The organism is Algimonas ampicilliniresistens (assembly GCF_030159955.1).
Lineage (GTDB): Bacteria > Pseudomonadota > Alphaproteobacteria > Caulobacterales > Maricaulaceae > Litorimonas > Litorimonas ampicilliniresistens.
Genome location: NZ_BSNK01000001.1, coordinates 1,209,290 through 1,233,619, shown reverse-complemented (window position 1 = coordinate 1,233,619; position 24,330 = coordinate 1,209,290). Strand labels below are relative to the sequence as shown.

Below are 24,330 nucleotides of genomic sequence, written 5' to 3'. Positions count from 1 at the left end.
AGGGAGAGATGGTTCATGCGCAATTCGGTTGCAGCTTTGATGTTAGTCGGCGCCCTTGTCGCGACCGGATGTAATCCGATCCTACGGACACATGGCTATGTCCCTACGGCCGATGCCAAACCACAGGCCATCAACCCCAATTCGGATACAAAGGCGAGCGTATTGGCGTCGCTGGGTAGCCCGTCTGTCGAAGGTACATTCGATGAAGAGGTTGAAACCGACACATGGTATTACATCAATCAGGTTCGCGAACGTTACGCGTATCTCCGCCCGCAAATTCAGGAACAATCGGTTACCGCAATTAGCTTCAATGCAGATGGTCAGGTCACGAAAGTGGCTGAATATGGCATCGATGATCGCCGGGTTGTCGATTATGAAAGCCGGGAAACGCCGACTCGTGGTCGTGAACTCTCGGTCTTAGAGCAAATCTTCGGGACCATTGGTCGCTTGCCGTCTGATCGGATCGGCGGACAGCAAGATGTACCTGGCGGCGGCGGCGGCCCGCGCTAAAACTTATGCCGATAGCCACTCGGCTCGATCGGCTCTGCATCGACTGACACGCCTGAGCCGACTTTTACCGACCCACACCGGGTGATTGGCAAGCCGATTACTTTTGCCGCAGCTTGCAAGAGGTTTCGATGATCCGGGGAAGCCGTGAACAGCAGCTCATAATCATCGCCAAACTCTGCGCCTATTGTATGCGTTCGAGCCAGATCAATCTTTACTTGGCTCGCGCTGGAAATATGCCCTGCCTCACTGATTAATCCGTCGGATATGTCCGCACAGGCAGAGGCGTATAGACGCAGTGTTTTGCGAAAGCTGAAGCGCGGTTCAGGCCGAAGATAAGCTTCCTCCGCCGCCAACTGATCTGCGGCGGACAAAGCGGTGGGTCTTCCAGTTACAAGCGCAAGGCCAGCTTCGGCCAATCCCAAACGCCCCGTAAACCAGACATCATCCCCAACATTCGCCCCAGATCGCCGAACCATTTCGCCGCTCGGGACAACGCCAAAGACGGTCGCGGTTGCGACTAACGGTCCGTGGGTCGCGGTCGTATCCCCGCCGATAAGCGGACAATCGAAGCTGGATTGAGCGTCATGAAGTCCGCGCACAAAACCGGATGGCCAGTGCGGCTCTCGACCTCGCGGCCAGGCCACAGATAACATATAACCAATGGGGCGCGCACCCTTCGCGGCTAGATCCGACAGGGCCACGCGCAAAAGTCGTTCGGAAAACCCGCCGCCAATGCGTCCGGCCGGAAAATGAACGCCTTCGACCATCGTGTCCTTGGACAGGACAAGGTCATGTTCGGGTGGCGGCGAGAGGATCGCCGCATCATCATCAAGGTTCAGCGCGCCCGGCCCGGCAAGCGGGCGCAAAAGAGCGATGAAGTCGCGCTCGTTCAACAGGCAGCCTGATCGTTTGGCGTCCCGGCTGGGCCCGGTAGGCCGAATTCGTGGGCGCGGATCGATCTTGCGATCTTGTCCAGCACAGCATTGACGATGCCAGGCTCTTTCCCGTCGAAGAAGTCTGACGCGATCGCGACATATTCGTCGATGATAACGAGCGCCGGAACATCCGGTCTCTGCGTGATCTCAAAGACACCGGCGCGCAATGTGGCGCGCAAGGTCATATCAAGACGACGCAAAGGCCATTTTTCAGGAAGTTGACCGTCAAGCTTGGCGTCAATGACATCCTGTTCTTGCAAGACGCCCTCGACCAATTCTTCAAAGAATTTTTCATCCGCCGCGACCATGCCCTCTTCATCTTCGAAGCCAAAGCGGTGGTTGAGAAATTCGAAAATGACCTGTTTCGATTTCGTATCCGTCACATCCAATTGGTAAAGCGCTTGGACCGCAGAGAGCCGCGCCTGACGGCGTAGCTTGGGTGTCGCGCCGCCACTCATGTGTCGTCGCTCTCGGCCAGCTCATTACGAATTTCAACCATGGTCATGGCCGCGCGCGCTGCAAAACCGCCCTTGTCTTTTTTCGACTTGTCGGCGCGGGCAATGGCTTGGTCTTCATTTTCGACTGTGATGATGCCGTTACCGATAGCCAACTGCTTATCGACGGCGAGATCCATGATCGCACGCGCGCTTTCCTGGCAGACATAATCGTAATGGGTGGTTTCGCCCCGGATCACGCAACCCAGTGCAACATAAGCATCGTAGCCCGCCCCAGCCGCTTCAGCGAAGCTGATGACATGGGGAATTTCGAGCGCACCCGGCACAATAACCTGAAAAATTTCGGCGTCTTCATGTGCCGCGAGAGCGTCTAATGCGCCTTCCAACAACATGTCGGAGATGTGCTCGTAAAACCGAGCCTCAATCACGAGAATTTTCATGAACTTAGGTCCGTGTGTTTTGAAGCGGATGCAGGCCAACAATCTCTAGATCATAGGCGTCGAGGCCAATCAATCGCGGCATGCTGTTCGACAACAGTGTCATTTGATGAACGCCAAGATGAGTCAGGATCTGAGCACCCACACCATATTCGCGCACCGTTTGTTCTTTGCGGTCAATCGTGGACTTATGTGCTCCTAAACGTTCCAGCAATGAATCGATAGAGCCTTCCCGGATCATCACCAGAACGGCGTGACCATCATGATCGGCCAGAACCTTCATCGCATCCCAGATGAGGCCCGAACGCGGACTATCTTCGGATAGAATATCACCAGCAAAATCGATCTTATGAACTCGCACCAAACTCGGCTTGTCCGTCTTCGCCTCACCGCGAGACAGAGCCACATGCTCCTTGCCGTCGAGCAAGTTGCGATAGACGTGAATGCGGAAATCGTCGCCGCGCTGTGACCGAAAGTCAGAACTGGCGACATGTTTGACGAAATGATCACGCTCTAAGCGATGCGCAACAAGGCTTTCGATTGTACCGATCTTGAGGCCGTGAAATTGGGCAAATTTCACGAGATCATCAAGACGGGCCATTGTGCCGTCATCATTCATAATCTCGCAAATCACGGCAGACGGGTTCAGACCCGCAAGACGTGAAATATCTACCGACGCTTCGGTGTGGCCTGTCCGGACGAGAACGCCACCTTCTTTAGCGATGATCGGAAACATATGACCGGGGCTGACAATATCGTCGGCCCGACTATCGGGATCGATGGCGACTTGGATCGTCTTGGCGCGGTCGCCCGCAGAAATACCCGTCGTCACGCCCTCGCGCGCCTCAATTGATTGCGTAAACGCCGTTTCAAAACGCGACGCATTGTCGACGCTCATATTCTTTAAGCCCAATTCGACAGCGCGAGGACCTTCTAGCGCTAGACAGATTAGGCCTCGGCCATGTTTGGCCATGAAATTGACGGCATCCGGCGTCGCAAACTGCGCTGGAATGATAAGATCGCCCTCATTTTCGCGGTCTTCCGCATCAACGAGAATATACATCCGCCCATTGCGGGCATCGTCAATGATCTCCTCGGGCGTGGCGAGGTTATAGACGTCCTGAAAGGTCGCTTCGTTCAGTTGGGTCAAACCCTCTCCTAACCGCGATCGGCGTTCATGTGCTGCAAGTAGCGCGCGACATAGCGGGCGATGACGTCAATTTCCAGATTTACCTCATCACCGGGCTGTAATCGACCCAGCGTGGTGACCTCAGCCGTGTGCGGGATAATATTGATCCCGAAACTATCGCCCTCAACCGCATTCACCGTTAGCGAGACACCATCAACCGTGATCGAGCCCTTCGGTGCGATGGCAAAGCCGAGAGTTTTGGGCGCGCGGATGATGAAGCGCGTGCTTCCAGCAACCGTTTCACGAGACACAACCTGCCCAACCGCATCGACATGCCCGGTGACCATATGGCCACCCAGCTCATCCGCACCAGTCAAAGCCCGTTCTAGATTGATAGGCCGACCCGCCGTCCAGTCGCTCAAGGTCGTTTTGTCGAGGCTCTCATCAGAGACGTCGAACGCATACCAACCCGGCCCTTTCTCAACGACCGTCATGCAAGCGCCCGAATGGGCAATGGAGGCCCCAATATCGATGGCTTTCGTGTCATAGGCAGTTTCGACCACCATGCGGGTATCACCCAACTCAGAGGTTTTGGCAGCCCCGTCGACCCGCGTGACCTCACGCAGCCGACCGACATCGGTAATAATTCCGGTGAACATGGGGTCTAACCTTCGTCCGCGAGCTTCTCAGATTCGATAAACTGACCGAAGTCCTCCGTCGCGCGGAAATCTCGGTAGACACTCGCATAGCGAACATACGCAATCTTATCGAGCTCGGACAGACCCTCCATGACCAACTCACCAATCTGGGTCGAGGACACGTCCGCCTGACCGGAAGATTCGAGCTGCCGGACAATGCCAGACACCATTTGCTCGATACTGTCTTCGTCGATAGGGCGTTTTTGCAGGGCAATCCGAACAGACCGCATCAGCTTGTCACGATCAAACGGCGTACGCTTGCCGCTATTTTTCAAGACTTGGAGGTCGCGAAGCTGCACGCGCTCGAAGGTCGTAAAGCGCCCGCCGCATTTCCCACACAGTCGCCGACGCCGCACGGCGGTACCGTCCTCGGCCTGACGCGAGTCTTTGACCTGCGTATCTTCGCTAGAACAAAATGGGCAGCGCATGCGCGGCTGTTAACCAATTGCCTCGCGGAACGCAAAGCACGACTACTTAGGCTGAAACATCCATATAGATCGGGAACCGCGCTGTCAGCGCTTTGACGCGTTCGCGGACACTAGCTTCGACCTCTGGATTGCCTTTGGGGCTATCAACGAGCGCGTCGAGCACTTCGGCCATCAACAAACCGATCTCGCGGAACTCGCCGGGGCCAAACCCGCGTGTGGTTCCGGCGGGTGAGCCGACACGGATGCCCGACGTAATGGTGAACTTCTCAGGGTCGTTCGGAATGCCGTTCTTATTACAGGTGATGTAAGCCCGGCCGAGCGCCTTCTCAGCCGCATTCCCCTTCACGCCTTTTGGCGACAGGTCGATCAAAGCCAGGTGCGTGTCGGTTCCGCCCGACACGACGGCATAGCCCGCTTCGACCAACGCACCCGCCATCGCGCGACAATTCTCAATCACGCGCGCGGCGTAATCCTTGAATTCTGGCTCTAAGCAATCGCGGAACGCGGCCGCTTTACCCGCGATAACATGCATCAGCGGGCCGCCTTGCAGGCCTGGGAAAATGGCCGAGTTGAATTTCTTCGCCAAGGCCGCGTCATTGGTCAGGATCATGCCGCCGCGGGGTCCGCGCAATGTCTTATGCGTCGTCGTGGTCGCGACATGGGCGTGCGGGAACGGGCTTGGGTGCGCGCCGCCGGCCACAAGGCCCGCAAAATGCGCCATGTCAACATGAAGGTAGGCCCCGCATTTGTCCGCAATCTCACGGAAACGTTTGAAATCAATAACGCGAGAATAAGCCGAACCCCCACAAATGATGAGCTTGGGTTTATGTTCCATTGCCAGACGCTCAACTTGATCAAAATCGATCAAATGATCGTCTTCGCGGACGCCATAGCTGACCGCGTTAAACCATTTGCCGGACATGTTGGGCGGCGCGCCGTGGGTCAGATGCCCGCCGGAAGCAAGGTCCATACCGAGGATCGTATCGCCGGGCTGGAGTAGAGCCAAAAACACGCCCTGATTAGCTTGGCTGCCGGAATTGGGCTGCACATTGGCAAAACCGCAGCCAAATAGCTCCGTCGCCCGGTCGATGGCGAGCTGTTCCGCGACGTCAACATATTGGCACCCCCCGTAGTAGCGGCGTCCCGGATAGCCTTCAGCATATTTGTTCGTCAGCACCGAGCCTTGGGCTTCCATCACGGCATGAGAGACGATGTTTTCCGACGCAATCAGCTCAATTTCTTGCTGCTGGCGCTGCAACTCATCGCGCATGCAGGAGAACAGCTCAGGATCGCGCTGTGCGAGACCCTCGGAGAAAAAGCGCTTCTGATAATCGGAAGAGGGTTTTTTGGCGGCGGACATGTCGGACCTTACGCGGCTGAGAGATCGCCCGCCTATAACGCCTCACCCCCCTGCCGACAACGCGGCGAACGTGATTTAAGCGACGTTTTCCCGTGGCAATTCGTACGCGTCCCAAACTTGGGCCAGTGCCTCCATCAACTCATCCATCATCTCTTCCGTATGGAAGGGACTCGGCGTGAAGCGAAGTCGCTCCGTGCCGCGCGGAACGGTCGGGTAATTAATCGGCTGAGCGTAAATACCGTGATCTTCGATCAGGCGATCGCTAATTTCTTGGCATTTGACTGGATCGCCGATCATCAAGGGCACAATATGCGTGTCGCCATCGATGAACGGGTAGCCTTCAGCCCGGAACCGCGCTTTCAGCGCATTGGATTGGGTCTGATGTTGGGTACGAACCTCTGGCGTGATCTTAAGAATGCGAACAGAGCGCAACGCACCAGCAGCCGTTGAGGGCGGAATCGACGTCGTGAAGATGAAACCTGACGCCAGGCTCCGGATCGCGTCGACAACGACCCTATCCGCCGCAATATAACCGCCAATCATGCCATAAGCTTTGGCTAATGTACCTTGGATGATGTCGACCCGGTCCATCAGGCCACGTTGTTCGCAGACGCCGCCGCCGCGCGGACCATACATGCCAACAGCATGAACTTCGTCGATATAGGTAAGTGCATTATATTTGTCGGCGAGATCACAGATCTCTTCAATCGGTGCGATATCGGCATCCATGGAATAGACGCTCTCAAACGCAATTAGCTTAGGCGCATCCAACGGAATCGCCTTCAGTTTAGCTTCTAGGTCCGCCACATCATTATGCGCGAAGATATGTTTATGCGTCCGCGCATTGCGGATGCCAGAAATCATCGAAGCGTGGTTCATCTCGTCTGAGAGAATATGCAGACCCGGCAAGATCTTGCTCATCGTTGAGAGTGCAGCCTCATTGGCGACATAACCGGAGGTAAAGACGAGCGCGGCATTTTTGCCATGCAGATCGGCTAATTCTTCTTCTAACTGTACGTGATAGCGCGTAGTGCCGGAGATATTGCGTGTGCCGCCAGAGCCCGTCCCGGCCGCATCAACGGCCGATTTTACGGCTTCAACAACACAGTCATTCTGGCCCATGCCAAGATAATCGTTGGAGCACCAAACGGTGATGTCCTGTTCTGCCAAATCATCTTTGAACCAAGTCGCCCGGGGGAACGCGCCCTTCTTACGGCGAATGTCACGGAAGATCCGGTAGCGACCTTCACGGCGCACTGTATCAACGGCGGCGCGAAACTTATCACGGTAACTTGGACTCTGAGATTTCTGAGTCTGGAATTTGGAAGTGTGGGTCACGAACCACCTGTTTGCCTTCTACGGGTGCCCGATATAGAGCACGCCTTGAAAAAAGGCTAGTTGACGAAGCGCAACAAAACGACTCTTTATTGAATTAGAAAGTCGTTTCAATTCATTGAAAGATAATATTAAAATGTCGCAGTTCCCCCAGTTAAGAATGCGTCGCAAAAGACAATCGGCTTGGTCACGCGACCTTGTCCGAGAAACCCGCCTGACGGTCGCTGATCTGGTTTTAACGACGGTCATCACCGATTCAGAGAGCGCCGAAGGCCCGGTTCCAAGCTTACCCGGCGTGGCCCGCTTGGGACTTGATGCGCTGGTGGCTCAGGCTCGTGAGGCCGCTTCATTGGGCATTCCTGCTATTGCCCTGTTCCCACATATTGATCCGTCGAAAAAAGACGGCAGCGCCAGCGAAGCCTTGAACGCGGATGGGTTGGTTCCGAACGCGATCCGCCGCCTCAAAGCTGAGGTGCCAGAAATCGGTGTAATCGTCGATGTCGCGCTCGATCCGTTCACAGACCATGGCCATGACGGGCTGATGCAAGGCGACGTCATCGATAATGACTCTACGCTCGACATACTCGCCCGCGGCGCGGTGATACTGGCCGAGGCGGGCGCAGACATTGTCGCGCCGTCTGACATGATGGACGGCCGGATCGGCATCGTTCGCGACGCGCTTGATGAAGCCGGGCATCCCGATGTGATGATTTTGTCCTATGCAGCCAAATATGCATCCGCCTTTTACGGTCCTTACAGGGACGCGATTGGCACAGCCTCAGCCCTGCGCGGGGATAAACGCACCTATCAAATGGACCCTGCAAATACGGAAGAAGCGCTACACGAGGTCGCGATGGACCTCAACGAAGGCGCAGATATGGTTATGGTCAAACCCGGCCTGCCCTATCTCGACATTTGTCACCGCATTAAGACGGAATTTGGCGTGCCGACTTTCGCGTTTCAAGTTAGCGGCGAATACGCGATGATTCAATCAGCCGGAGAGAATGGGTGGGCGGATTCAGATCGACTTTTGCTCGAAACATTGACGGCCTTCCGACGCGCCGGATGCGACGCCGTGCTGACCTACGGCGCTATTCGAGCAGCGAAGCTCCTGAAAAGCTAGGATTTTGCGGGTGGGAGGCTCTTAATGAGAGCTGACGTATCGAGTCGACTTCCACCCTGTGCCTGAACTTCGCCATAGGCCTGATCGACCTGAGCTGTGACGGGTAGTTCGACGCCCATGCGACCCGCCTCCTCCAGCGCAATCGCCAAATCCTTGCGCATCCAATCAATGGCAAAGCCGAAATCAAACTTATCGGCGGCCATGGTCAGCAAGCGATTATCCATCTGCCAGCTCTGAGCCGCGCCGCCGCCAATGGCCGATAAGAGCGCTTTCGGGTCGAGACCTGACGCTTGTGCGAACCTCACACCTTCCGATAACCCCTGCAAGGTCCCCGCAATACAGATTTGATTGACGCATTTGGCCGTCTGTCCCGAACCTGCAGGGCCGAGGTGGGTGATTGTCTTTCCGTAGCTTTCCATCACGGGAAGCGCAGCGTCATAGGTCTCGACTGCCCCACCACACATGACGGAGAGCGTTCCATTCTCAGCGCCTGATTGTCCACCAGAGATCGGCGCATCGAGAAACCCAACGCCCTTAGCCGCTAGCCTATCCGCCACAGTCCGCGCACAGGCTGGTGAAGCCGTTGTATGGTCAATCACGGTCATACCGGCTTTCAGAGACGGTTCGATCTGATCGATAACATCGAAAACATCCTTATCAGCGCCGACACAAATCATCACGAAATCCGCTCCCTCGACAGCGTCTGCGGCCGAAACGAACGCGCCCTCGCCATGCTGTGCTTTCCATGCTTCGGCGCGCGCCTTTGTCCGGTTCCACACTCGCACCGTATGGCCTTTAGACCGTAAATGCCCCGCCATTGGGAAGCCCATCACGCCCAGTCCGAGAAATGAACAAACAGCCATGATCTATCCTTCGATTCCGCTTGAGTTCGCAGACGCCTATCGCCCATAGTTAGTCTGAAGCGCAAGCCATGCCAGCGAGCGCCAGGAAGGGACAACCGAACGATGTGGGCTTTGCCCGAAACTTTTCAGATGTGGGCTGTGTTCGCGATCGTCGCGGTCGGAGTCTATCTCTACGTCAGAGAACGGTTTTCCATAGAAGCCACAAGCGTCGGTTTGATTCTGGCGCTTATGGCGTTTGGCAGCATTTTTACGGCGCCCGACCGCGGACTCGACAGCGCCGCCATGCTGTCCGGCTTTGCTGCGCCTGCCCTCATCACGATCATGGCTCTGCTCGTCGTTGGGCAGGGCCTGTTTCAGACCGGCGCGCTAGAACGCGTCACCGTTGTCATCAACAAGTCTCTGGACCGCAGGCCGCGCCGCACGCTAGCCATGGTGTTCGCCGTCGCCTTTGCCGTTTCTATGTTCATGAACAACACGCCCGTCGTCGTCATGTTCATCCCGGTTTTGGCCGCCATGAGCAGTAAGCTCGGCGTCACGGCCTCTCGTTTCATGATGCCGCTGTCTTTCCTCTGTATTCTGGCGGGGATGACGACACTGATCGGGAGTTCGACCAATCTGCTGGTCAATGATGTTCTGGTCCGCACTACGGACATGTCGCTATCCTTCTTCACACAATTCGGACCGGGCATGACACTGGCCATAATTGGCGCAGTCTACATTGTGTTGGCCGCGCCGTGGTTGATCCCAAACCGCGAATCGCAAGAACCTGCACTACAGTCGACAGGGCAGCAATATATCGCCCAAATCCGGGTCACGGATGGCCATCCACTGAATGGCGTCAAACCCATCGCTGGTCTTTACCCGCAACTGCGCGATGTCACCGTTCGCATGGTGCAGCGCGGCGAAGCGTCATTTTTGCCGCCCTTTGAAACGACGCTCGAACGGGGCGATGTGCTTGTCGTTGCCGCAACACGACCGCAACTCTCCGCGCTGCTTAAAACGCGTCCGCAATATTTGCGGGGTATGTTGGATATTGGGGGGTTCACAGATCCCGATACCTCTTCAACCGACAGTTCCATCATGCTGTCAGAAGCAGTAATCGCGCCGGGCTCTCGTATGATTGGGCGCAATATCGAACAAATCGGTTTTCGCCGCCAGACCGGGTGCCTAGTGCTCGGTATTCAACGACGCTCCCGCATGATCCGCAAACGAATGCTCGATATCCGGCTCGAAGCTGGCGATGTGCTGCTCCTATTTGGTTATGAGAGTGATATTTCAGCTCTTCGTCAGAACCGTGACCTGATCTTGCTCGACTGGAGCACCGCAGAACTGCCCGACATTCGCAAAGCCAAAGCGGCACGAACCATCTTCATTTTGACGATCGTAGCGGCTGCCACCTCCATTGTGCCGATTGAAATCGCAGCCCTAGGCGGCGCCATGGCGATGATCGCAACCGGGTGTCTGAACATTCGGCAGGCTGTGCGCGCGCTCGATATGCGGATATTCCTACTGATCGGCGCAGCGTTTGCCATGGGATTAGCGCTAGAACGCACCGGAGGGGCCGAATTTATCGGCACGAATGTCATTACAGTCTTCGAGCCTTTAGGTACGCAGGCGCTGATCGGGGCCATTTTTATCGTGGTCGCCATTTTCACCAATATCATCAGCAATGCGGCGTCGGCCTTGTTGTTTGCACCGATTGCGTTGTCGATTTCTGAGCAGGCCGATATTGACCCGATTGCGATGGTACTCACGATCATCTTCGCAGCCAATTGTAGCTTCGCGACACCGATTGCCTACCAGACGAATTTACTGGTCATGGGCCCCGGCCATTACCGCTTTGGCGACTTCGCCCGGTTCGGAATTCCACTCATTCTGCTATTATGGGTCAGTTACATCTTGCTCGTGCCCGTCTTCTTTGGTCTCTAGGGAGACATAATGAGTCATCCCTTTGATCCGAACCAGCTTCAGTTCTTCCTGACCATCCCGTCGCCCTGCCCCTATTTGCCAGGCCGGATGGAACGGAAAATCTTCACGCAGCTTGATCCACTCGATGGCCCGCATCTGAACAACTATCTCACCCATGCCGGGTTTCGGCGCAGTCAGAACGTCATCTATCGTCCTGCCTGTGAAAGCTGCCGCGAATGTCGGTCGCTTAGGGTGCGCGCCGATGAGTTCACGCCGGGGCGGAGTTTCCGTCGGACTATCCGACGCAATGATGACCTCAGCATAGAGATTGCCCCCGCCATAGCCACGTCGGAGCAATACGCTCTGCTGTCACGCTATCTCGGCCATCGACATCCGGGCGGCGGCATGACCGATATGGACTTCTCGCGTTACGAAATGATGGTTGAGGAATGCGCCTCAGAAACAGAAATTGTGGAATATCGAAACCAAACTGGGATGCTGATTGCCTGTATGCTGATCGACCGCCTCACGGACGGCTTGTCGCTGGTGTATAGTTTCTTCGAACCTGATGACGTGGATCGGTCGCTGGGGAATTATATGATTTTGGATCAGATCGCGCGCTGTCACAGTGAAGGGCTGCCCTATCTCTATCTAGGGTATTGGGTCCCGGGTAGCCCCAAGATGCACTATAAAAGCCGATTCCAACCCTCTGAAGTTCTTGGACATCGCGGCTGGATGCCGTTGGAGTCCGCATGACCCGTCGTCGCGATATCGTCCTCGGCGCCGGAGCTTTGGCCGCAGGCGCAGGCGTTGTCGGCGCGTTGGGATCAACCCGAAAACCCAAACAACACGCTGCCACCCCAACTGAAATCGGCGCGCCGAATATCAATCGCGGCATCAAACAGTTTCGGATGGCCACAAGCTGGCCGAAGGACTTCCCCGGTCTTGGCGTCATGCCAACCCGTTTTGCCGACGCCGTGCGCGAAATGAGCGGCGGCACTCTCGAAGTCAAAGTCTACGCGGCCGGAGAATTGGTCGGCGCGCTCGAATGTTTCAATGCAACCAGCACAGGCGCGGCAGATATGTATCACGCTGCTGAATACTACTGGCAGGGTGTCTCTCCTGGCTTCAACTTCTTCACTGCTGTGCCGATGGGTATGACCGCCATTGAACTGAACGGTTGGATTGATTGGGGCGGCGGTCAGGCCATGTGGGAAGAGCTTTCCGCCCGATCCAACATCATCGCCTTCCAGGCGGGCAATACAGGCCACCAGACCGGCGGTTGGTTCAAGTTTAAACTGACCGGACTCGAAGACCTTCAGGGCCTCCGTATGCGGATGCCCGGCCTCGGTGGTCGCGTGCTGGCAGAGTTGGGGGCGACGCCTGTTCTACTGCCCGGGGGGGAAATCTACCAAGCACTGCAAAGTGGTGCCATTGACGCGACCGAGTGGGTCGGCCCGTGGAACGATCTCGCGCTCGGATTTTACCGCGAAGCGCCCAATTATTATTCGCCGGGCTTCCATGAGCCGGGCGCAGGCCTCGCGGTCGGAGTCAATCTGGATCGTTGGGCGGAACTGACGCCCTCTGAACAGGCCATCATTCGTCACGCTTGCCGAAGCGCAAATGACCAGTCTTTAGGCGAATATACGGTGATGAATGGCCGGGCCTTGGAAACGCTGCGGAGGCGCCACGGAATTGAGCCGCAGCTCATGCCCGACGAAATCTTGCGGGCCGTCGGCGCGAAGGCGGACGAAATTGTCGGCGATATTGCTCAGAGCGATCCACTCGTGACTCAGATTTTCGACAGCTACATCGCTTCGCGCAATCAGAGCGCCCGCTGGACTGAGATTAGCGAGGGCGCCTATATTCGCGCCCGCACTCTCAGCCGCGGCTAAATACAGATGGTGGGGGAGATCATACACGCAATTGGTTGGGCTTTTCTGCCAAGCCTCGCTTTGCCCATCCTCTACCTGCTCTGGCCGTCCGGATGGCTAAAACGGCTCGTTACGGCCCTCATTCGCACCATCGACAGCACCATCTTCGCGCTTGGCGATGTGGTAAAATGGGCGCTCCCGCTGCTCGTCCTCAGCGTAGCTGGATCTGTGTTCGCGCTTTCAATCTTTGGGACCGCCACTGTGAAGTGGCTTGAAAGTGCTTTCTATTTCCAAGCTATTATCATCACGCTCGGCGCGGCAGCGACCTTGCTTGCGGGACAACATGTGCGGGTCGACATTTTTCACGAAAGCATGGGCGAACGCGCCAGAGCCCGCGTCGATCTAATTGGGTTTTACCTATTGCTTGCCCCAGTCTGCCTGATCATCCTGTGGAACAGCCAAACCTTTGTCGGCTTTGCGTGGCGGACCTTTGAAGGTTCAACCGAAAGCAACGGGATCCGCGGGGTCTTCCTGCTCAAAACGTTGATCCCCATCTTCGCGCTGACCATGATTATGCAAGGCCTTGCCATTGCCTTGCGTGCGGCGATGGCGCTCAATGGAGAGGCCCGGCCAGAGCGGCCAGCAGGTGTTGAGCCTTTCTTCCAAGTCACGGACGGTGATCGAACGCAGAGCGGAGACCGGCTGTGAATCCGGCTGAAATCCTCGCCGCCCTGATGTTTGTCACGGCCTGCGCTGGTTTGATGGCGGGCTATAATGTGGCTTTCACACTGGCAGGCGTCAGCGTCGTTTTCGCTGCTATTGCGTCCGCCCTTGGCCTGTTCGATCCTAGCTTCTTTCTATCCCTGCCGGCGCGCATCTATCCGCTCATCACGCGGGAGATTCTGATGGCGGTGCCGCTGTTTGTCTTCATGGGTGTGATGTTAGAAAAATCCCGCATCGCCGAAGAATTGTTGCAAAATATGGGCGATCTGTTTGGCCCCTTGCGGGGCGGGCTCGGCATTTCTGTAATTTTTGTTGGTGCCTTGCTCGCAGCCTCTACCGGGATTGTCGGCGCGACAGTCGTGACGATGGGCCTGCTGAGCCTGCCGACCATGCTCAAACGCGGCTACGACATTCCCCTCGCCTCCGCCTCCATCGCGGCATCGGGTACGCTAGGGCAAATCATTCCGCCGTCCATTGTGCTCGTTATTCTCGGCGACCAGATCGGAAACGCATTTCAAGAGGCACAGCGATCTTACGGGCTAGAAACAGACGCGGTCGTCTCTGTCGGTGATCTGTTTGCGGGCGCGCTGATCCCAGGACTTATCTTGGTCGGCGCTTACGCTCTTTACATTTTCATTACCGCCGTACTGTCGCCGGCCAAAGCCCCAGCCCAACCTTGGCCAGACGATACAGACGCCAAAGAACTCCTCTGGCGATCTTTCAAAGCCATGGTCCCGCCAATCTTTCTAATTGTGGCCGTGCTGGGCTCGATCCTATCTGGTTATGCCACACCGACACGTGGGGCGGCACTGGGTGCGTTAGGTGCGATGTTGCTAGCCGCCGCGCGTCTTGTGCCAGAGGGACGTCGTTGGCCGCTCTGGGCCGCGATTGCGCTACTCGCCCTCGTCGCGCTGGATATGACTGGCGTCGATTTACGTGTCTCCCAAACGAAATGGTCGACAGTTGAAGTTCTCGCGGGCTGTCTCGCCGCACTGCTCGTCATCATCGGCCTGTTCGGGACCGCAATTGGATCGGTCCGCTTACTTCGAAACGGGCAGCTAGCCGAGGTTTCCCGATCCACCATGCACATTACCGGTATGGTGTTCGTCATCCTGATTGGCGCGACCGTGTTCAGCCTTGTGTTCCGCGGATTGGGCGGGGACGAGATGGTCGCCGACCTCATGGCCGCCGCCCCCGGCGGAACCTGGGGTGCCTTTACAATGGTCATGATCGTCATGTTCATCTTGGGCTTTTTCCTCGATTTTATTGAGATCACCTTCGTCGTGGTGCCGCTTGTCGCGCCACCTTTGCTGGCCGCCGGGCTTGATCCCGTTTGGTTAGGGGTGGTGATGGCGCTTAATCTCCAGACCAGCTTTCTAACTCCGCCCTTCGGCTTCGCACTGTTTTACTTGCGCGGTGTCTCGCCACCCGAAGTGACGACAGCGCATCTCTATCGCGGCGTGATCCCATTCATTGGCATCCAATTGGCGCTGATCGCCTTATTGATCATCTTTCCGGGCCTTGTGACGGGTATCTTGGATTAGACTTGCGAGCGGACAGGCTGAGATATAGTCTGCCCCTATGAAAACACTTCTCGTAATCCTCGGCATCGTTGCCGTTCTCGCCGTCCTGATCATCGGTATTTACAACCGACTGGTCGCGCTTCGCCAGACAACCAACCAAGCTTGGTCCGATATCGAAGTCCAGCTGAAGCAGCGCCAAGACCTTGTCCCGCAACTGGTCAACACGGTGAAGGGCTATGCCAAACATGAGAAAGACACGTTCAAAGAAGTCATCGAAGCCCGCAACCGTGCGGTCAGCGCCGATAGTGTTGAAGGCCAAGCCGCGGCCGAAGGCATGCTGTCCGCTGCGCTGGGCAAGCTGTTCGCGCTCGCCGAAGCCTATCCAGAGCTGAAAGCCAATACGAACTTCCTGCAATTGCAAGACGAACTGTCAGACGTCGAAAACAAGATCGCCGCGTCTCGCCGCTTCTACAACAATGCGGCTCAGGAATATAATACGGCGCGTGAACAATTCCCGGCCGTCTTAATCGCTGGACCGTTTGGCTTTGCTGAACGGGAATTCTTCGAAGCGCCAGAAGGTCGCGAAGCGCTACAAACGCCGCCAACTGTTGACTTCGGGACGTCCTAGAGTCGCCGCTCAGCCATGCTGATCGGAGCCACCGGCCTTCGGACCCACATCTGGAACAATAATTTACGCAGCGTTTTCCTGCTCATCTCTTTTCCAGTTCTACTGCTTGTTCTTTTTTACGGTCTTCTGATCGGATATATCGGCATGACGGGCCAAGCGCCGCTGGACCGAGGCCTGATAGAAGCTGCCGAAATGCTGCCCAGTGCCGCGCCCTACGCCCTTGGCGGCGCTGGGGCATGGTTTGGCATCGCCTTTTTCGGGCACAATGCCATGATCAATGTGGCAACACGGGCCAAACCCGTCACGGTCAGCCAAGAACCGCGCGCCTATCGTATGCTCGAAAATCTGTCGATTTCACGGGGGCTAACGACCCCACGCCTCATGGTCATGGAAATCCCAGCGATGAATGCATTCGCCTCTGGGGTTCGCCGAGAAAACTATCAGATCACACTGACGCGCGGGTTGATGGACGCGCTGGACGACGAAGAACTTGAAGCTGTGATCGCACATGAGCTGAGCCATATCCGGCACAAGGATGTGCGGATGCTCATCATCGCGGTCATCTTTGTCGGCATTTTTGCTTTTGTCGGCGAGAGTCTGTTTCGCAATATGTTCCGCGTCAATTTCGCTCGATCAGGACGACATCAACGCTCTGGCGGCGGCAGTGCGGGTGTGCTGATCTTGGTCGCCTTCGCCATTGTGGCCCTTACCTATGTCATCGCTTTGATGATCCGTTTCACGATGAGCCGGAAGCGCGAATATATGGCTGATGCAGGCGCGGTCGAACTGACCAAGAATCCAGACGCTATGATCCGGGCGCTTCAGAAAATTTCTGGCCATGCCGAAATGGCAACTGTGCCGGATGAGGTTCGGGAAATGGCGCTCTATAATCCACGCAAGGGGCTGGCTGGGCTGTTTACGACGCACCCGCCGATCGAGAAGCGGATCGAGGCCCTCGTCAAATATGCGGGTGGTCGTCCTGATACGGAAAGCCGAGCTCTACCCCGCCAAGCTGACGTCAGAAACGATACACCGGCAAACCCTAAGTCACGCAACCCTATTGGGCGCCGTAAAAGTCCTTGGTCCTAACGACGGCCCTGTCGAGAGTGATCCCTATGCCAGTCGGGAAACGAAGTGTTCCTACAAGATGGGCATTTTTCACGTGTCGTGCCTGCTGCCGAATATTTTGCCTGAAATCTCAACAATGGCGGCAAACCTCTAGTGGACAGACATGTGTCGTAGAGATAACATCTCGTTAAACGATAAACTCTTCGCACTTCAGGATGATCTCATGAACACGCCTTTTGCTCGCCTCCTTCTTCTCGGCACTGCCGTCATCGCCTTTTCGGCCTGCCAAACTGTCACAGATGAGACCAATGTCTCGGACCGTTTTGAGCTGGTTGAGACCTATACGGGCGAAGAGGCTGAGGTCGCGATACCCTATGAGAAATACGTCCTTGATAACGGCCTAACCGTTGTCTTGCATGAAGATAAGAGTGACCCTCTAGTCCATGTCGATGTGACTTATCACGTTGGGTCAGGCCGTGAAGAGGTTGGCAAATCCGGCTTCGCGCATTTCTTCGAGCATATGATGTTCCAAGGCTCGATCAATGTTGCGGACGAGCAGCATTTCAAACTGATTACTGAATCGGGCGGCACACTGAACGGAACAACGAATTCAGACCGGACCAATTACTTCCAAACGGTCCCAAGCAATCAACTTGAGCGGATGCTGTGGTTGGAAGCCGACCGAATGGGCTTTCTCCTCGACGCAGTGACACAGGAAAAATTTGAAGTTCAACGTGACACGGTCAAGAATGAGCGTGGCCAGCGCGTCGATAATCGTCCCTACGGTCTGCTCTGGGAACGGGTCGGAGAAGCCATGTATCCCGAAGGCCACCCCTATAGCTGGTCAACGATCGGCTATCTCGAAGACCTTGATCGCGCCGATTTGGACGATTTGAAACGCTTCTTCATGCGCTGGTATGGCCCCAATAATGCGACGCTGACCATTGGCGGTGATATCGACAAAGCGGAAACGCTCGCCATGATCGAGAAATATTTCGGATCGATCCCGCGCGGCCCAGAGGTCGAGAATCCTGAAAAGCTGCCTGTTAAACTGGATGCGGATCGCTACATTTCGCTTGAAGATAATGTTCAGCTACCGCTGCTCTATATGGCGTGGCCGACGGTTTACGCTAATCACCCTGACGAAGCCCCGCTCGATGTTCTGATGAACATTGTCGGTAGTGGCCAAACGTCTCTACTCTACAAAAATCTGACCAAACCTGGGCTGACCGTCCAAGCCAATGCGGGTCATGGCTGCCGGGAACTCCACTGCTCTTTCACAATGACGGCCGTAGCCAATCCGGCAAACATGGAATCGCTTGCCGATCTTGAACCGATCATGCGCGACACACTGGCTGAATTTGAAACGCGGGGCGTTGAAGACGACGATCTAACACGCGTAAAATCGTCCATCGTGTCTGGCATGATCTATGGTCTTGAATCTGTCAGCGGCAAGGTCAGTCGCCTCGCCGCCTACAATACATTCCGCGATAATCCGAATGGCATTGCCGAGGATATTGAACGCTACCAAAGCGTGACCAAAGCAGACGTTCAGCGTGTCTATGAGGAATATATCAAAGGCAAACCAGCCGTGATCATGTCCATCGTTCCAAAGGGTAAGCCCGAAACGATAGCGCGTCTGGATACATGGGATCGCTACGACCGTACTATCCCTGCAAAAACCGCTGTCGACACGTTCGAATGGTCAGCCCCCGTTGATAATTTTGACCGCTCAGTCGTTCCCGCCTCGGGCGAAGCTCGGCTGATCACAGCACCAGACGTCTATGAAGGCAGCGTTGCCGGCATCCCGCTTCTCGGGGCTATCAACTCGGAAACGCCAACAACGACGATCCAAATCCGGACAAAGACGGGTCAGAAAGATGAAGCACTCGACAAGCTGGGTCTCGCCTCTTTGACAATGCAGATGCTCAGTGAGGCCTCTGAAACTATGTCCGTCGAGGATCGATCTAACGAACTCGCTAAGCTCGGATCCTCAGTCAATGGCGGTGCAGGCGATATATACTCAACCCTGACGATCCGGACTTTATCCGAGAATGTCGACGAAACAGTCCGGATCGCTATGGATTCCATGTTAAATCCAAAATTCGATCCTGTGGATTTTGAACGCGTCAAAAGCAATCAACTGCAATCTATTGAGGCTGCGAAGAAAAACCCGTCCACGGTTGCGACCAACCTATTCAACAAAATGGTCTACGGTGCGGACAATGCGTACGCTTATGCGGGTGCAGGACTGACTGAAACGGTCGAAACGATCACGCTCGAGGACGTTCGTGATTTCTACGCCACGAACCTCTCCCCCACCATTGCGAGCATATTGGTCGTCTCTGACCTGTCGCAGAGCCGTATCGAAGAAGCCCTCTCGCCGATCAGCGCTTGGGAAGGCGGAGAGGTTGCCCCTGTAGAGATTAACGTCACGCCAACTGGCGTGCCGGGAACCCTCTATTTTGTTGATAAACCTGATGCCGCCCAATCAGAAATCCGGATCGGCAAGGCCTCCTTGGCATATAACCCAACCGGGGAATTCTACCGCTCTACCCTGATGAATTACCCACTTGGGGGCGCATTCAACTCACGTATCAACATCAATCTCCGTGAAGATAAAGGCTATACCTATGGCGCTCGTGGACGCTTTATCGGTCAGATGGATCGTGGGCAGTACCGCGCCAGCTCTGGCGTTCGGTCCGACGTCACGACGGAGTCGGTTGAAGAGTTCTTCAAGGAAATCAGAGCGTATCACGAGAGCGGCCCCACGCCTGAGGAGATTGCGTTCACCAAAGCGGCAATCGGTCAGTCTGAAGCCCGTCAGTATGAAACGCCGTTCCAAAAACTCAACATTCTGTCCCGTATGGATACGTATGAGGTCGGCACAGAACACATTGACGAGCAGAAAGAGATCTTGCGCGCCTTTACTGAAGGCGAAGCGGATGCGCTTGCGGCCAAACATCTCGACCTTGATGAAATGATCGTCGTGGTCGTGGGGGATAAAGCCACGCAGCTAGAGAAACTGCGCACCCTTGGCTTGCCGATTATTGAAGTCGACGCCGACGGTAATCCCGTCAACTAGCGACCCGCTTCATAGCAAAAAGAAGGGCCGCTCATTCGAGCGGCCTTTTTTCGTCTTGGCTGTTCGCTTTCTTGGCTATTTAGCTTGTTGTCTGGGCAATAGCTTACGGTGAACCAGTAATTCCGCAATCTGCACGGTATTTAGCGCGGCTCCCTTACGGAGGTTGTCGGACACAACCCACATATCGAGCGTATTATCCTGCGTACTATCTTCGCGAATACGCGACACGTAAGTGGCGAAATCGCCAACACAATCGATCGGCGTGACATAATTCGCCTCATGGTCATCGCTATGCGGCTGATCGATCACCATCAGACCGGGGCTCTCACGCAGCAAAGCGCGCGCATCATCGGCCGATAGCTCATTTTCCAGCTCAACATTGATCGATTCAGCGTGACCGACGAAGGTTGGAACGCGAACACAGGTCGCCGTGACCTTGATCTTTGGGTCGAGAATTTTCTTAGTCTCGACTTTCATCTTCCACTCTTCCTTTGTGTACCCATCATCCATGAACACATCGATTTGTGGGATGACGTTGAAGGCAATTTGTTTGGGAAAATTGATCGCGGGCAGATCGGCATTTGTGAAGATACCTTTGGTTTGCAGCCAAAGCTCATCCATCGCTTTCTTCCCGCCGCCCGACACGGATTGATAGGTCGAGACGACGACGCGTTTGACGCCCGCCCGATCATGCAAAGGCTTGAGCGCAACAACCATCTGGATCGTTGAGCAGTTCGGATTGGCGATGATGTTCTTTTTGGTGAAGCCTTCAACCGCGTCCGCATTCACTTCAGGCACGACGAGCGGGACATCAGGATCCATGCGCCAGGCCGAGCTATTGTCAATAACCACAGCGCCCTTGGCAGCGATTTTTGGAGACCATTCTTTGGAGATAGCCCCGCCTGCACTCATCAGTGCAATATCGACCTTACCGAAATCGAAGGTTTCCAAGTCGAGGCATTTAAGCGTCCGGTCGCCAAAGCTGACTTCGCGACCCAAAGAATTGCGCGAGGCAACGGCGTAAACCTCGCCAATTTCCATATCCGACTCAGACAAGATTTCGAGCATTTCAGTACCGACATTGCCGGTCGCGCCGACGATCGCGAAGTTGGTCGCCATGATATTTTCCTATGATGAAAGGCGGCGCCGCTTAAAGGATCGGCCCGCAGGGTTCAACTGCTCACTGAAGCTGCTATCGGCGTTTGATTCGCCGCCACATAATGAATGCGATGATGGCGACGACAACTAAACCGCCTATTTCTAACGCGGTCAGGCCCAGAAAGGTCGTTCGAACCAAGGTTTCGCCTGTGCCGCTAATCTCTGGCGCGTTGCCAGAACTCGCAATCATAGCCAGCCCGAGTACAACCAGAACACAGGCGCCAATGATGCCAAAAATACCGTTATAGAAACGTTGATCAGCCCGGCGCTGCGACTCACGGCGTTCCTGCGCGCGTTGGTATCGGCTGACGCGATTACGGGATCTGGGGGTTGGGTCGGTCATGTCTGCGACTTAACATGGCAACGCGGGCGCGTCATGGTAAGAGGGCGTATGAGATTATTCGTGCTTCTCGTCTTGATGGTCGGTCTGTTCGCGGATCCGGCATATGCGCAGACCGTTCCGCCTATCGACCCCTACTCGACCCCTGACCCGACGCAAGAGACTCCGCTTGACGGCGATGAACTGACCGCTTTGTTTCTCGATCAGACCCATCGGGGGTATTATCAGGTAGATGATTGGAAAGACTCAGCCCCCGCTTTCACAGAACGCATGAACGCCGACGGGACCACAGTTCATCTCCGCGACGGCATAAAAGCGGGTGGTACGTGGAAAACCCGTCAAAACGTCGTTTGCTTCACTTATGACGATCTCAATGGTGGCTGCTTCAACATGTATCAGCGGGGAAACTGCTATTACGCTGTCTCAGCCTTCACCAGTGATTTGGTGGCCGTAACCGTCATTGGTGACGAGGCGCCTGACTGTGAGCCATCCTATGCGTAGCGTCAGAGTGTGTCTGGCTATTCTGCTTATGAGCGCAATGCCCCTTGCCGTGTCCGCGCAAGAAACCCTATCTCAACCCAATAAAAATGGCGAATTTTTACCTGACCCTACTCAGGAAACACCGCTCGATGAGCAAGAGCTTCTCGCTGCATTTTCGGGCAAAACCCACCGCGGCACCTATAATTTCAAGCGTCGAAACATCGAAACGTTCGCGTTTATGGAAACGACAAGCGCCGATGGAACAACCGCTCATTACCATGGGGACAAGATCGATACAGGAACGTGGCGGGTCAAGCGCAACGTGATCTGTTTCGTCTATGATAATTGGGATGGCGGCGTGCACCGCGCCTGTTTCAACGTCTACAAACGCGGCAACTGCTTCTATCACTATGGGCTAAGCTCTGGTCCTAATGGCCTTGGCGGGGCCTTCACGGCGCGCAGTGTCCATGCGGATGAAACGCCCGACTGCGAGCCGAGTATGGTCTAGCCACCCTCTAAGACGAGGGCGCTATCCAGCGCGGCAAGTCATGCAGACGCTCCATGGCCCGAATATCGATCCGAAGATCATCCATTTCGCTGGCCAATCGCGCCGCTTTTCTTTCAAGTCGACGACGCTCCTTTGCCGTCATCTCTTCGGCGTCTAGACGCGCCGTCACATTGAGATAGGCCGTTTGACGATCTTCCCATTGGCTGACGAGGTCGTTGCGAGCGCGCTCAATTTCATAGACGGCATTCCCATCGATATAGGCGCTCATATACCGGTCAAAGCCCCCAGCTTCGCACTCCGCGTTCGGGGTATTGCCCTCGCGACCGGCGTTAAAGCCGTTTGTTGGCCCGCAATAGCGCTCCAAGCCCATCTCCAGACCCTGAAGGTAAGCGCGACGATCCGGAACGACGCCATATTCGGCGCAGGTTTCAGTAATGTTGGCGAGACGTGATCGGGATCGGCCAGCTTCACCGTCCTTGAAACCGATATCCTCCCAGCTTCCTGCCAAGCAGGCATCCTCAGAAATCGTTTCACACCCCGTGAGTGTGAGTCCCATTGCCAGACAAATCGCCGCGCTTGTCATCCAGATTTTCATTACAAACCCCTCCCTTTTCACACTGATAGCATCTCAATCCTCGATGGGCGATGATCATCCTGTTCAGCTTAGGGTCATAAAGGCGGCTATCGCTTGCGACGCAGCCTTATCGCGTGAATAAGCACGCTTATGCGGCTCGACTCAGCAACTATCGGTACCGGTAAACGTCCTCCCATCGGGCTCGCGCTTGGCGGCGGTGTTGCACGGGGTTGGGCCCATATCGGCGCGCTGCGCGCCTTAATCGAAGCGGATATTGAGCCCGACATCATTGCCGGCACATCAATCGGTTCAGTCGTCGGCGCGGCTTATCTGGCTGGCCGCCTCGACAGTCTGGAAAAATGGGCGCGCTCGCTCGATCGACGCCGTGTGATCCATTATATGGATCTGTCCTGGGGAGGGTCGGGCCTGATGAAAGGCGCACGACTCGTCAAAGTGCTCGAACACTATCTAAAAGGCGTCAATATTGAGGATTTCGATCGTCGATTTGCGGCAGTCACCTGCGATCTGCGCACAGGCTATGAGGTTTGGCTACAACAGGGTCCGGTGATACCGGCCATTCGCGCCTCTTACGCCCTGCCCGGTGCGTTTGAGCCCGTCATGGTCGACAATCGTTACATGATCGACGGCGCTTTGGTGAATCCCGTTCCCGTCTCGGCCTGCCGTGCCCTCGGCGCACATATGGTCATTGCCGTGTCGTTGAACGGAGATGCTTTCGGGCCCATCGGCTCCAGCCATGAAGTTAATTTTGACACAAACGAGATCGTGGAACCGGATTTACCTGAAATTGCGATCATGGCGCACCAGTCGATCAATAAATTAAGACCCGACAGTATCCTATTGAAATCATTACTTGGCGGGACCAAGCCCGGCAAAGGCCCGCGGATCGGCTCAGTGATGATGGGATCTCTGAACATCGTGATGGATCGGATTTCTCGCTCACGCCTCGCTGGCGATCCACCCGACGTTTTCGTCGCGCCTCGGATCGGCCATATCGGCATGCTTGAGTTTACTCGCGCTGACGAGTTAATCGAACGCGGCTACCGGGCGATGCAGCACGAAATCCCCCTCATCCGCTCTGTCCTCGACATCATTGGCGACATGCCGAGCGCCACAGCAGCCGGAGCCACAAAAGGCCCTGAGGAAGAGTAAGGGAAAATTAAGGATAGC

General features: G+C 55.6%; 25 protein-coding genes. 13 read left to right on the top strand and 12 right to left on the bottom strand.

The features are described from left to right. Positions 1-15 precede the first annotated feature (15 nt). Positions 16-510: an outer membrane protein assembly factor BamE gene (locus QQL54_RS05755; RefSeq protein WP_284388546.1), complete on the top strand. Its 495-nt coding sequence runs from the start codon at positions 16-18 to the stop codon at positions 508-510. Here the strand turns inward: QQL54_RS05755 and thiL are convergent. The 8 genes from thiL to hemA form a co-directional block, all read right to left on the bottom strand. Beyond that, positions 507-1,403 carry a thiamine-phosphate kinase gene (thiL, locus tag QQL54_RS05750; protein WP_284388545.1) on the bottom strand — a complete coding sequence of 299 codons (897 nt, stop codon included), beginning with the start codon at positions 1,401-1,403 and terminating at the stop codon, positions 507-509. The two genes, QQL54_RS05755 and thiL, sit on opposite strands and share 4 nt — an antisense overlap. Further along, positions 1,400-1,903, bottom strand: a complete 504-nt coding sequence (gene nusB, locus QQL54_RS05745) for a transcription antitermination factor NusB (protein WP_284388543.1) — start codon at positions 1,901-1,903, stop codon at positions 1,400-1,402. The genes thiL and nusB overlap by 4 nt, the downstream gene beginning before the upstream one ends. Further along, the gene (gene ribH / locus QQL54_RS05740) at positions 1,900-2,340 is read right to left on the bottom strand and encodes a 6,7-dimethyl-8-ribityllumazine synthase (protein ID WP_284388541.1); all 441 of its coding nucleotides are present in this window, start codon (positions 2,338-2,340) and stop codon (positions 1,900-1,902) included. The genes nusB and ribH overlap by 4 nt, the downstream gene beginning before the upstream one ends. Positions 2,341-2,344: 4 nt before the next feature. Then, entirely contained in the window at positions 2,345-3,487 is a 1,143-nt protein-coding gene (gene ribB / locus QQL54_RS05735; RefSeq protein WP_284388537.1) for a 3,4-dihydroxy-2-butanone-4-phosphate synthase, read from the bottom strand. 8 nt (positions 3,488-3,495) lie between these two features. Continuing rightward, positions 3,496-4,125 (bottom strand): riboflavin synthase, encoded by a 630-nt coding sequence (locus QQL54_RS05730; protein ID WP_284388535.1) that lies wholly within the window; start codon positions 4,123-4,125, stop codon positions 3,496-3,498. Between the two features lie 5 nt (positions 4,126-4,130). Beyond that, a complete protein-coding gene (gene nrdR, locus QQL54_RS05725; protein WP_284388533.1) occupies positions 4,131-4,592 on the bottom strand; it encodes a transcriptional regulator NrdR in 462 nt (153 codons plus the stop codon). Positions 4,593-4,638: 46 nt separating this feature from the next. Beyond that, positions 4,639-5,952: a serine hydroxymethyltransferase gene (glyA, locus tag QQL54_RS05720; protein WP_284388531.1), complete on the bottom strand. Its 1,314-nt coding sequence runs from the start codon at positions 5,950-5,952 to the stop codon at positions 4,639-4,641. Positions 5,953-6,027: 75 nt separating this feature from the next. After that, positions 6,028-7,290 (bottom strand): 5-aminolevulinate synthase, encoded by a 1,263-nt coding sequence (gene hemA / locus QQL54_RS05715; protein WP_284388529.1) that lies wholly within the window; start codon positions 7,288-7,290, stop codon positions 6,028-6,030. Between the two features lie 133 nt (positions 7,291-7,423). Between hemA and hemB the strand changes: the two genes are divergently transcribed. Continuing rightward, positions 7,424-8,410 carry a porphobilinogen synthase gene (gene hemB, locus QQL54_RS05710; protein WP_284388527.1) on the top strand — a complete coding sequence of 329 codons (987 nt, stop codon included), beginning with the start codon at positions 7,424-7,426 and terminating at the stop codon, positions 8,408-8,410. Here the strand turns inward: hemB and QQL54_RS05705 are convergent. Continuing rightward, the gene (locus tag QQL54_RS05705) at positions 8,407-9,273 is read right to left on the bottom strand and encodes an NAD(P)-dependent oxidoreductase (protein ID WP_284388525.1); all 867 of its coding nucleotides are present in this window, start codon (positions 9,271-9,273) and stop codon (positions 8,407-8,409) included. The two genes, hemB and QQL54_RS05705, sit on opposite strands and share 4 nt — an antisense overlap. A gap of 102 nt (positions 9,274-9,375) precedes the next feature. Between QQL54_RS05705 and QQL54_RS05700 the strand changes: the two genes are divergently transcribed. The 8 genes from QQL54_RS05700 to QQL54_RS05665 all read left to right on the top strand — a co-directional run bounded on the left by QQL54_RS05700 (position 9,376) and on the right by QQL54_RS05665 (position 20,082). Continuing rightward, on the top strand, positions 9,376-11,202 hold the full coding sequence (locus QQL54_RS05700) for an SLC13 family permease (RefSeq protein ID WP_284388522.1): 1,827 nt from the start codon (positions 9,376-9,378) through the stop codon (positions 11,200-11,202). A gap of 9 nt (positions 11,203-11,211) precedes the next feature. Next, the gene (locus QQL54_RS05695) at positions 11,212-11,937 is read left to right on the top strand and encodes an arginyltransferase (protein WP_284388516.1); all 726 of its coding nucleotides are present in this window, start codon (positions 11,212-11,214) and stop codon (positions 11,935-11,937) included. After that, a complete protein-coding gene (locus QQL54_RS05690) occupies positions 11,934-13,076 on the top strand; it encodes a TRAP transporter substrate-binding protein (RefSeq protein ID WP_284388513.1) in 1,143 nt (380 codons plus the stop codon). Before QQL54_RS05695 ends, QQL54_RS05690 begins: the two co-directional genes overlap by 4 nt. Positions 13,077-13,082: 6 nt before the next feature. Beyond that, positions 13,083-13,763: a TRAP transporter small permease subunit gene (locus QQL54_RS05685; RefSeq protein WP_284388511.1), complete on the top strand. Its 681-nt coding sequence runs from the start codon at positions 13,083-13,085 to the stop codon at positions 13,761-13,763. Beyond that, positions 13,760-15,322: a TRAP transporter large permease gene (locus tag QQL54_RS05680; RefSeq protein ID WP_284388509.1), complete on the top strand. Its 1,563-nt coding sequence runs from the start codon at positions 13,760-13,762 to the stop codon at positions 15,320-15,322. Before QQL54_RS05685 ends, QQL54_RS05680 begins: the two co-directional genes overlap by 4 nt. 37 nt (positions 15,323-15,359) lie before the next feature. Next, a complete protein-coding gene (locus QQL54_RS05675) occupies positions 15,360-15,929 on the top strand; it encodes a LemA family protein (RefSeq protein WP_284388507.1) in 570 nt (189 codons plus the stop codon). Between the two features lie 15 nt (positions 15,930-15,944). Further along, positions 15,945-17,018 (top strand): M48 family metallopeptidase, encoded by a 1,074-nt coding sequence (locus tag QQL54_RS05670; RefSeq protein ID WP_284388506.1) that lies wholly within the window; start codon positions 15,945-15,947, stop codon positions 17,016-17,018. A 202-nt stretch (positions 17,019-17,220) separates the two neighbouring features. Beyond that, positions 17,221-20,082, top strand: coding sequence for a M16 family metallopeptidase (locus QQL54_RS05665; RefSeq protein WP_284388502.1), 2,862 nt, complete (start codon positions 17,221-17,223; stop codon positions 20,080-20,082). A 75-nt stretch (positions 20,083-20,157) separates the two neighbouring features. On the opposite strand, the gene QQL54_RS05660 is transcribed toward QQL54_RS05665, so the two are convergent. Beyond that, the gene (locus tag QQL54_RS05660; protein WP_284388499.1) at positions 20,158-21,201 is read right to left on the bottom strand and encodes an aspartate-semialdehyde dehydrogenase; all 1,044 of its coding nucleotides are present in this window, start codon (positions 21,199-21,201) and stop codon (positions 20,158-20,160) included. 73 nt (positions 21,202-21,274) lie between these two features. Continuing rightward, complete coding sequence (locus QQL54_RS05655; RefSeq protein WP_284388497.1) at positions 21,275-21,583, bottom strand: hypothetical protein; 309 nt, start codon at positions 21,581-21,583, stop codon at positions 21,275-21,277. 48 nt (positions 21,584-21,631) lie between these two features. On the opposite strand from QQL54_RS05655, the gene QQL54_RS05650 reads away from it, so the two are divergent. Together QQL54_RS05650 and QQL54_RS05645 are read left to right on the top strand one after the other, a co-directional pair. After that, positions 21,632-22,081 carry a hypothetical protein gene (locus tag QQL54_RS05650; RefSeq protein ID WP_284388495.1) on the top strand — a complete coding sequence of 150 codons (450 nt, stop codon included), beginning with the start codon at positions 21,632-21,634 and terminating at the stop codon, positions 22,079-22,081. Between the two features lie 28 nt (positions 22,082-22,109). After that, positions 22,110-22,568 (top strand): hypothetical protein, encoded by a 459-nt coding sequence (locus tag QQL54_RS05645; RefSeq protein ID WP_284388493.1) that lies wholly within the window; start codon positions 22,110-22,112, stop codon positions 22,566-22,568. A gap of 7 nt (positions 22,569-22,575) precedes the next feature. Here the strand turns inward: QQL54_RS05645 and QQL54_RS05640 are convergent, their stop codons facing one another. After that, positions 22,576-23,163 carry a DUF2799 domain-containing protein gene (locus tag QQL54_RS05640; RefSeq protein WP_284388491.1) on the bottom strand — a complete coding sequence of 196 codons (588 nt, stop codon included), beginning with the start codon at positions 23,161-23,163 and terminating at the stop codon, positions 22,576-22,578. Positions 23,164-23,292: 129 nt separating this feature from the next. Here QQL54_RS05640 and QQL54_RS05635 point away from each other — a divergent pair, with 129 nt between their 5' ends. After that, a complete protein-coding gene (locus QQL54_RS05635; RefSeq protein ID WP_284388489.1) occupies positions 23,293-24,312 on the top strand; it encodes a patatin-like phospholipase family protein in 1,020 nt (339 codons plus the stop codon). Positions 24,313-24,330 lie beyond the last annotated feature (18 nt).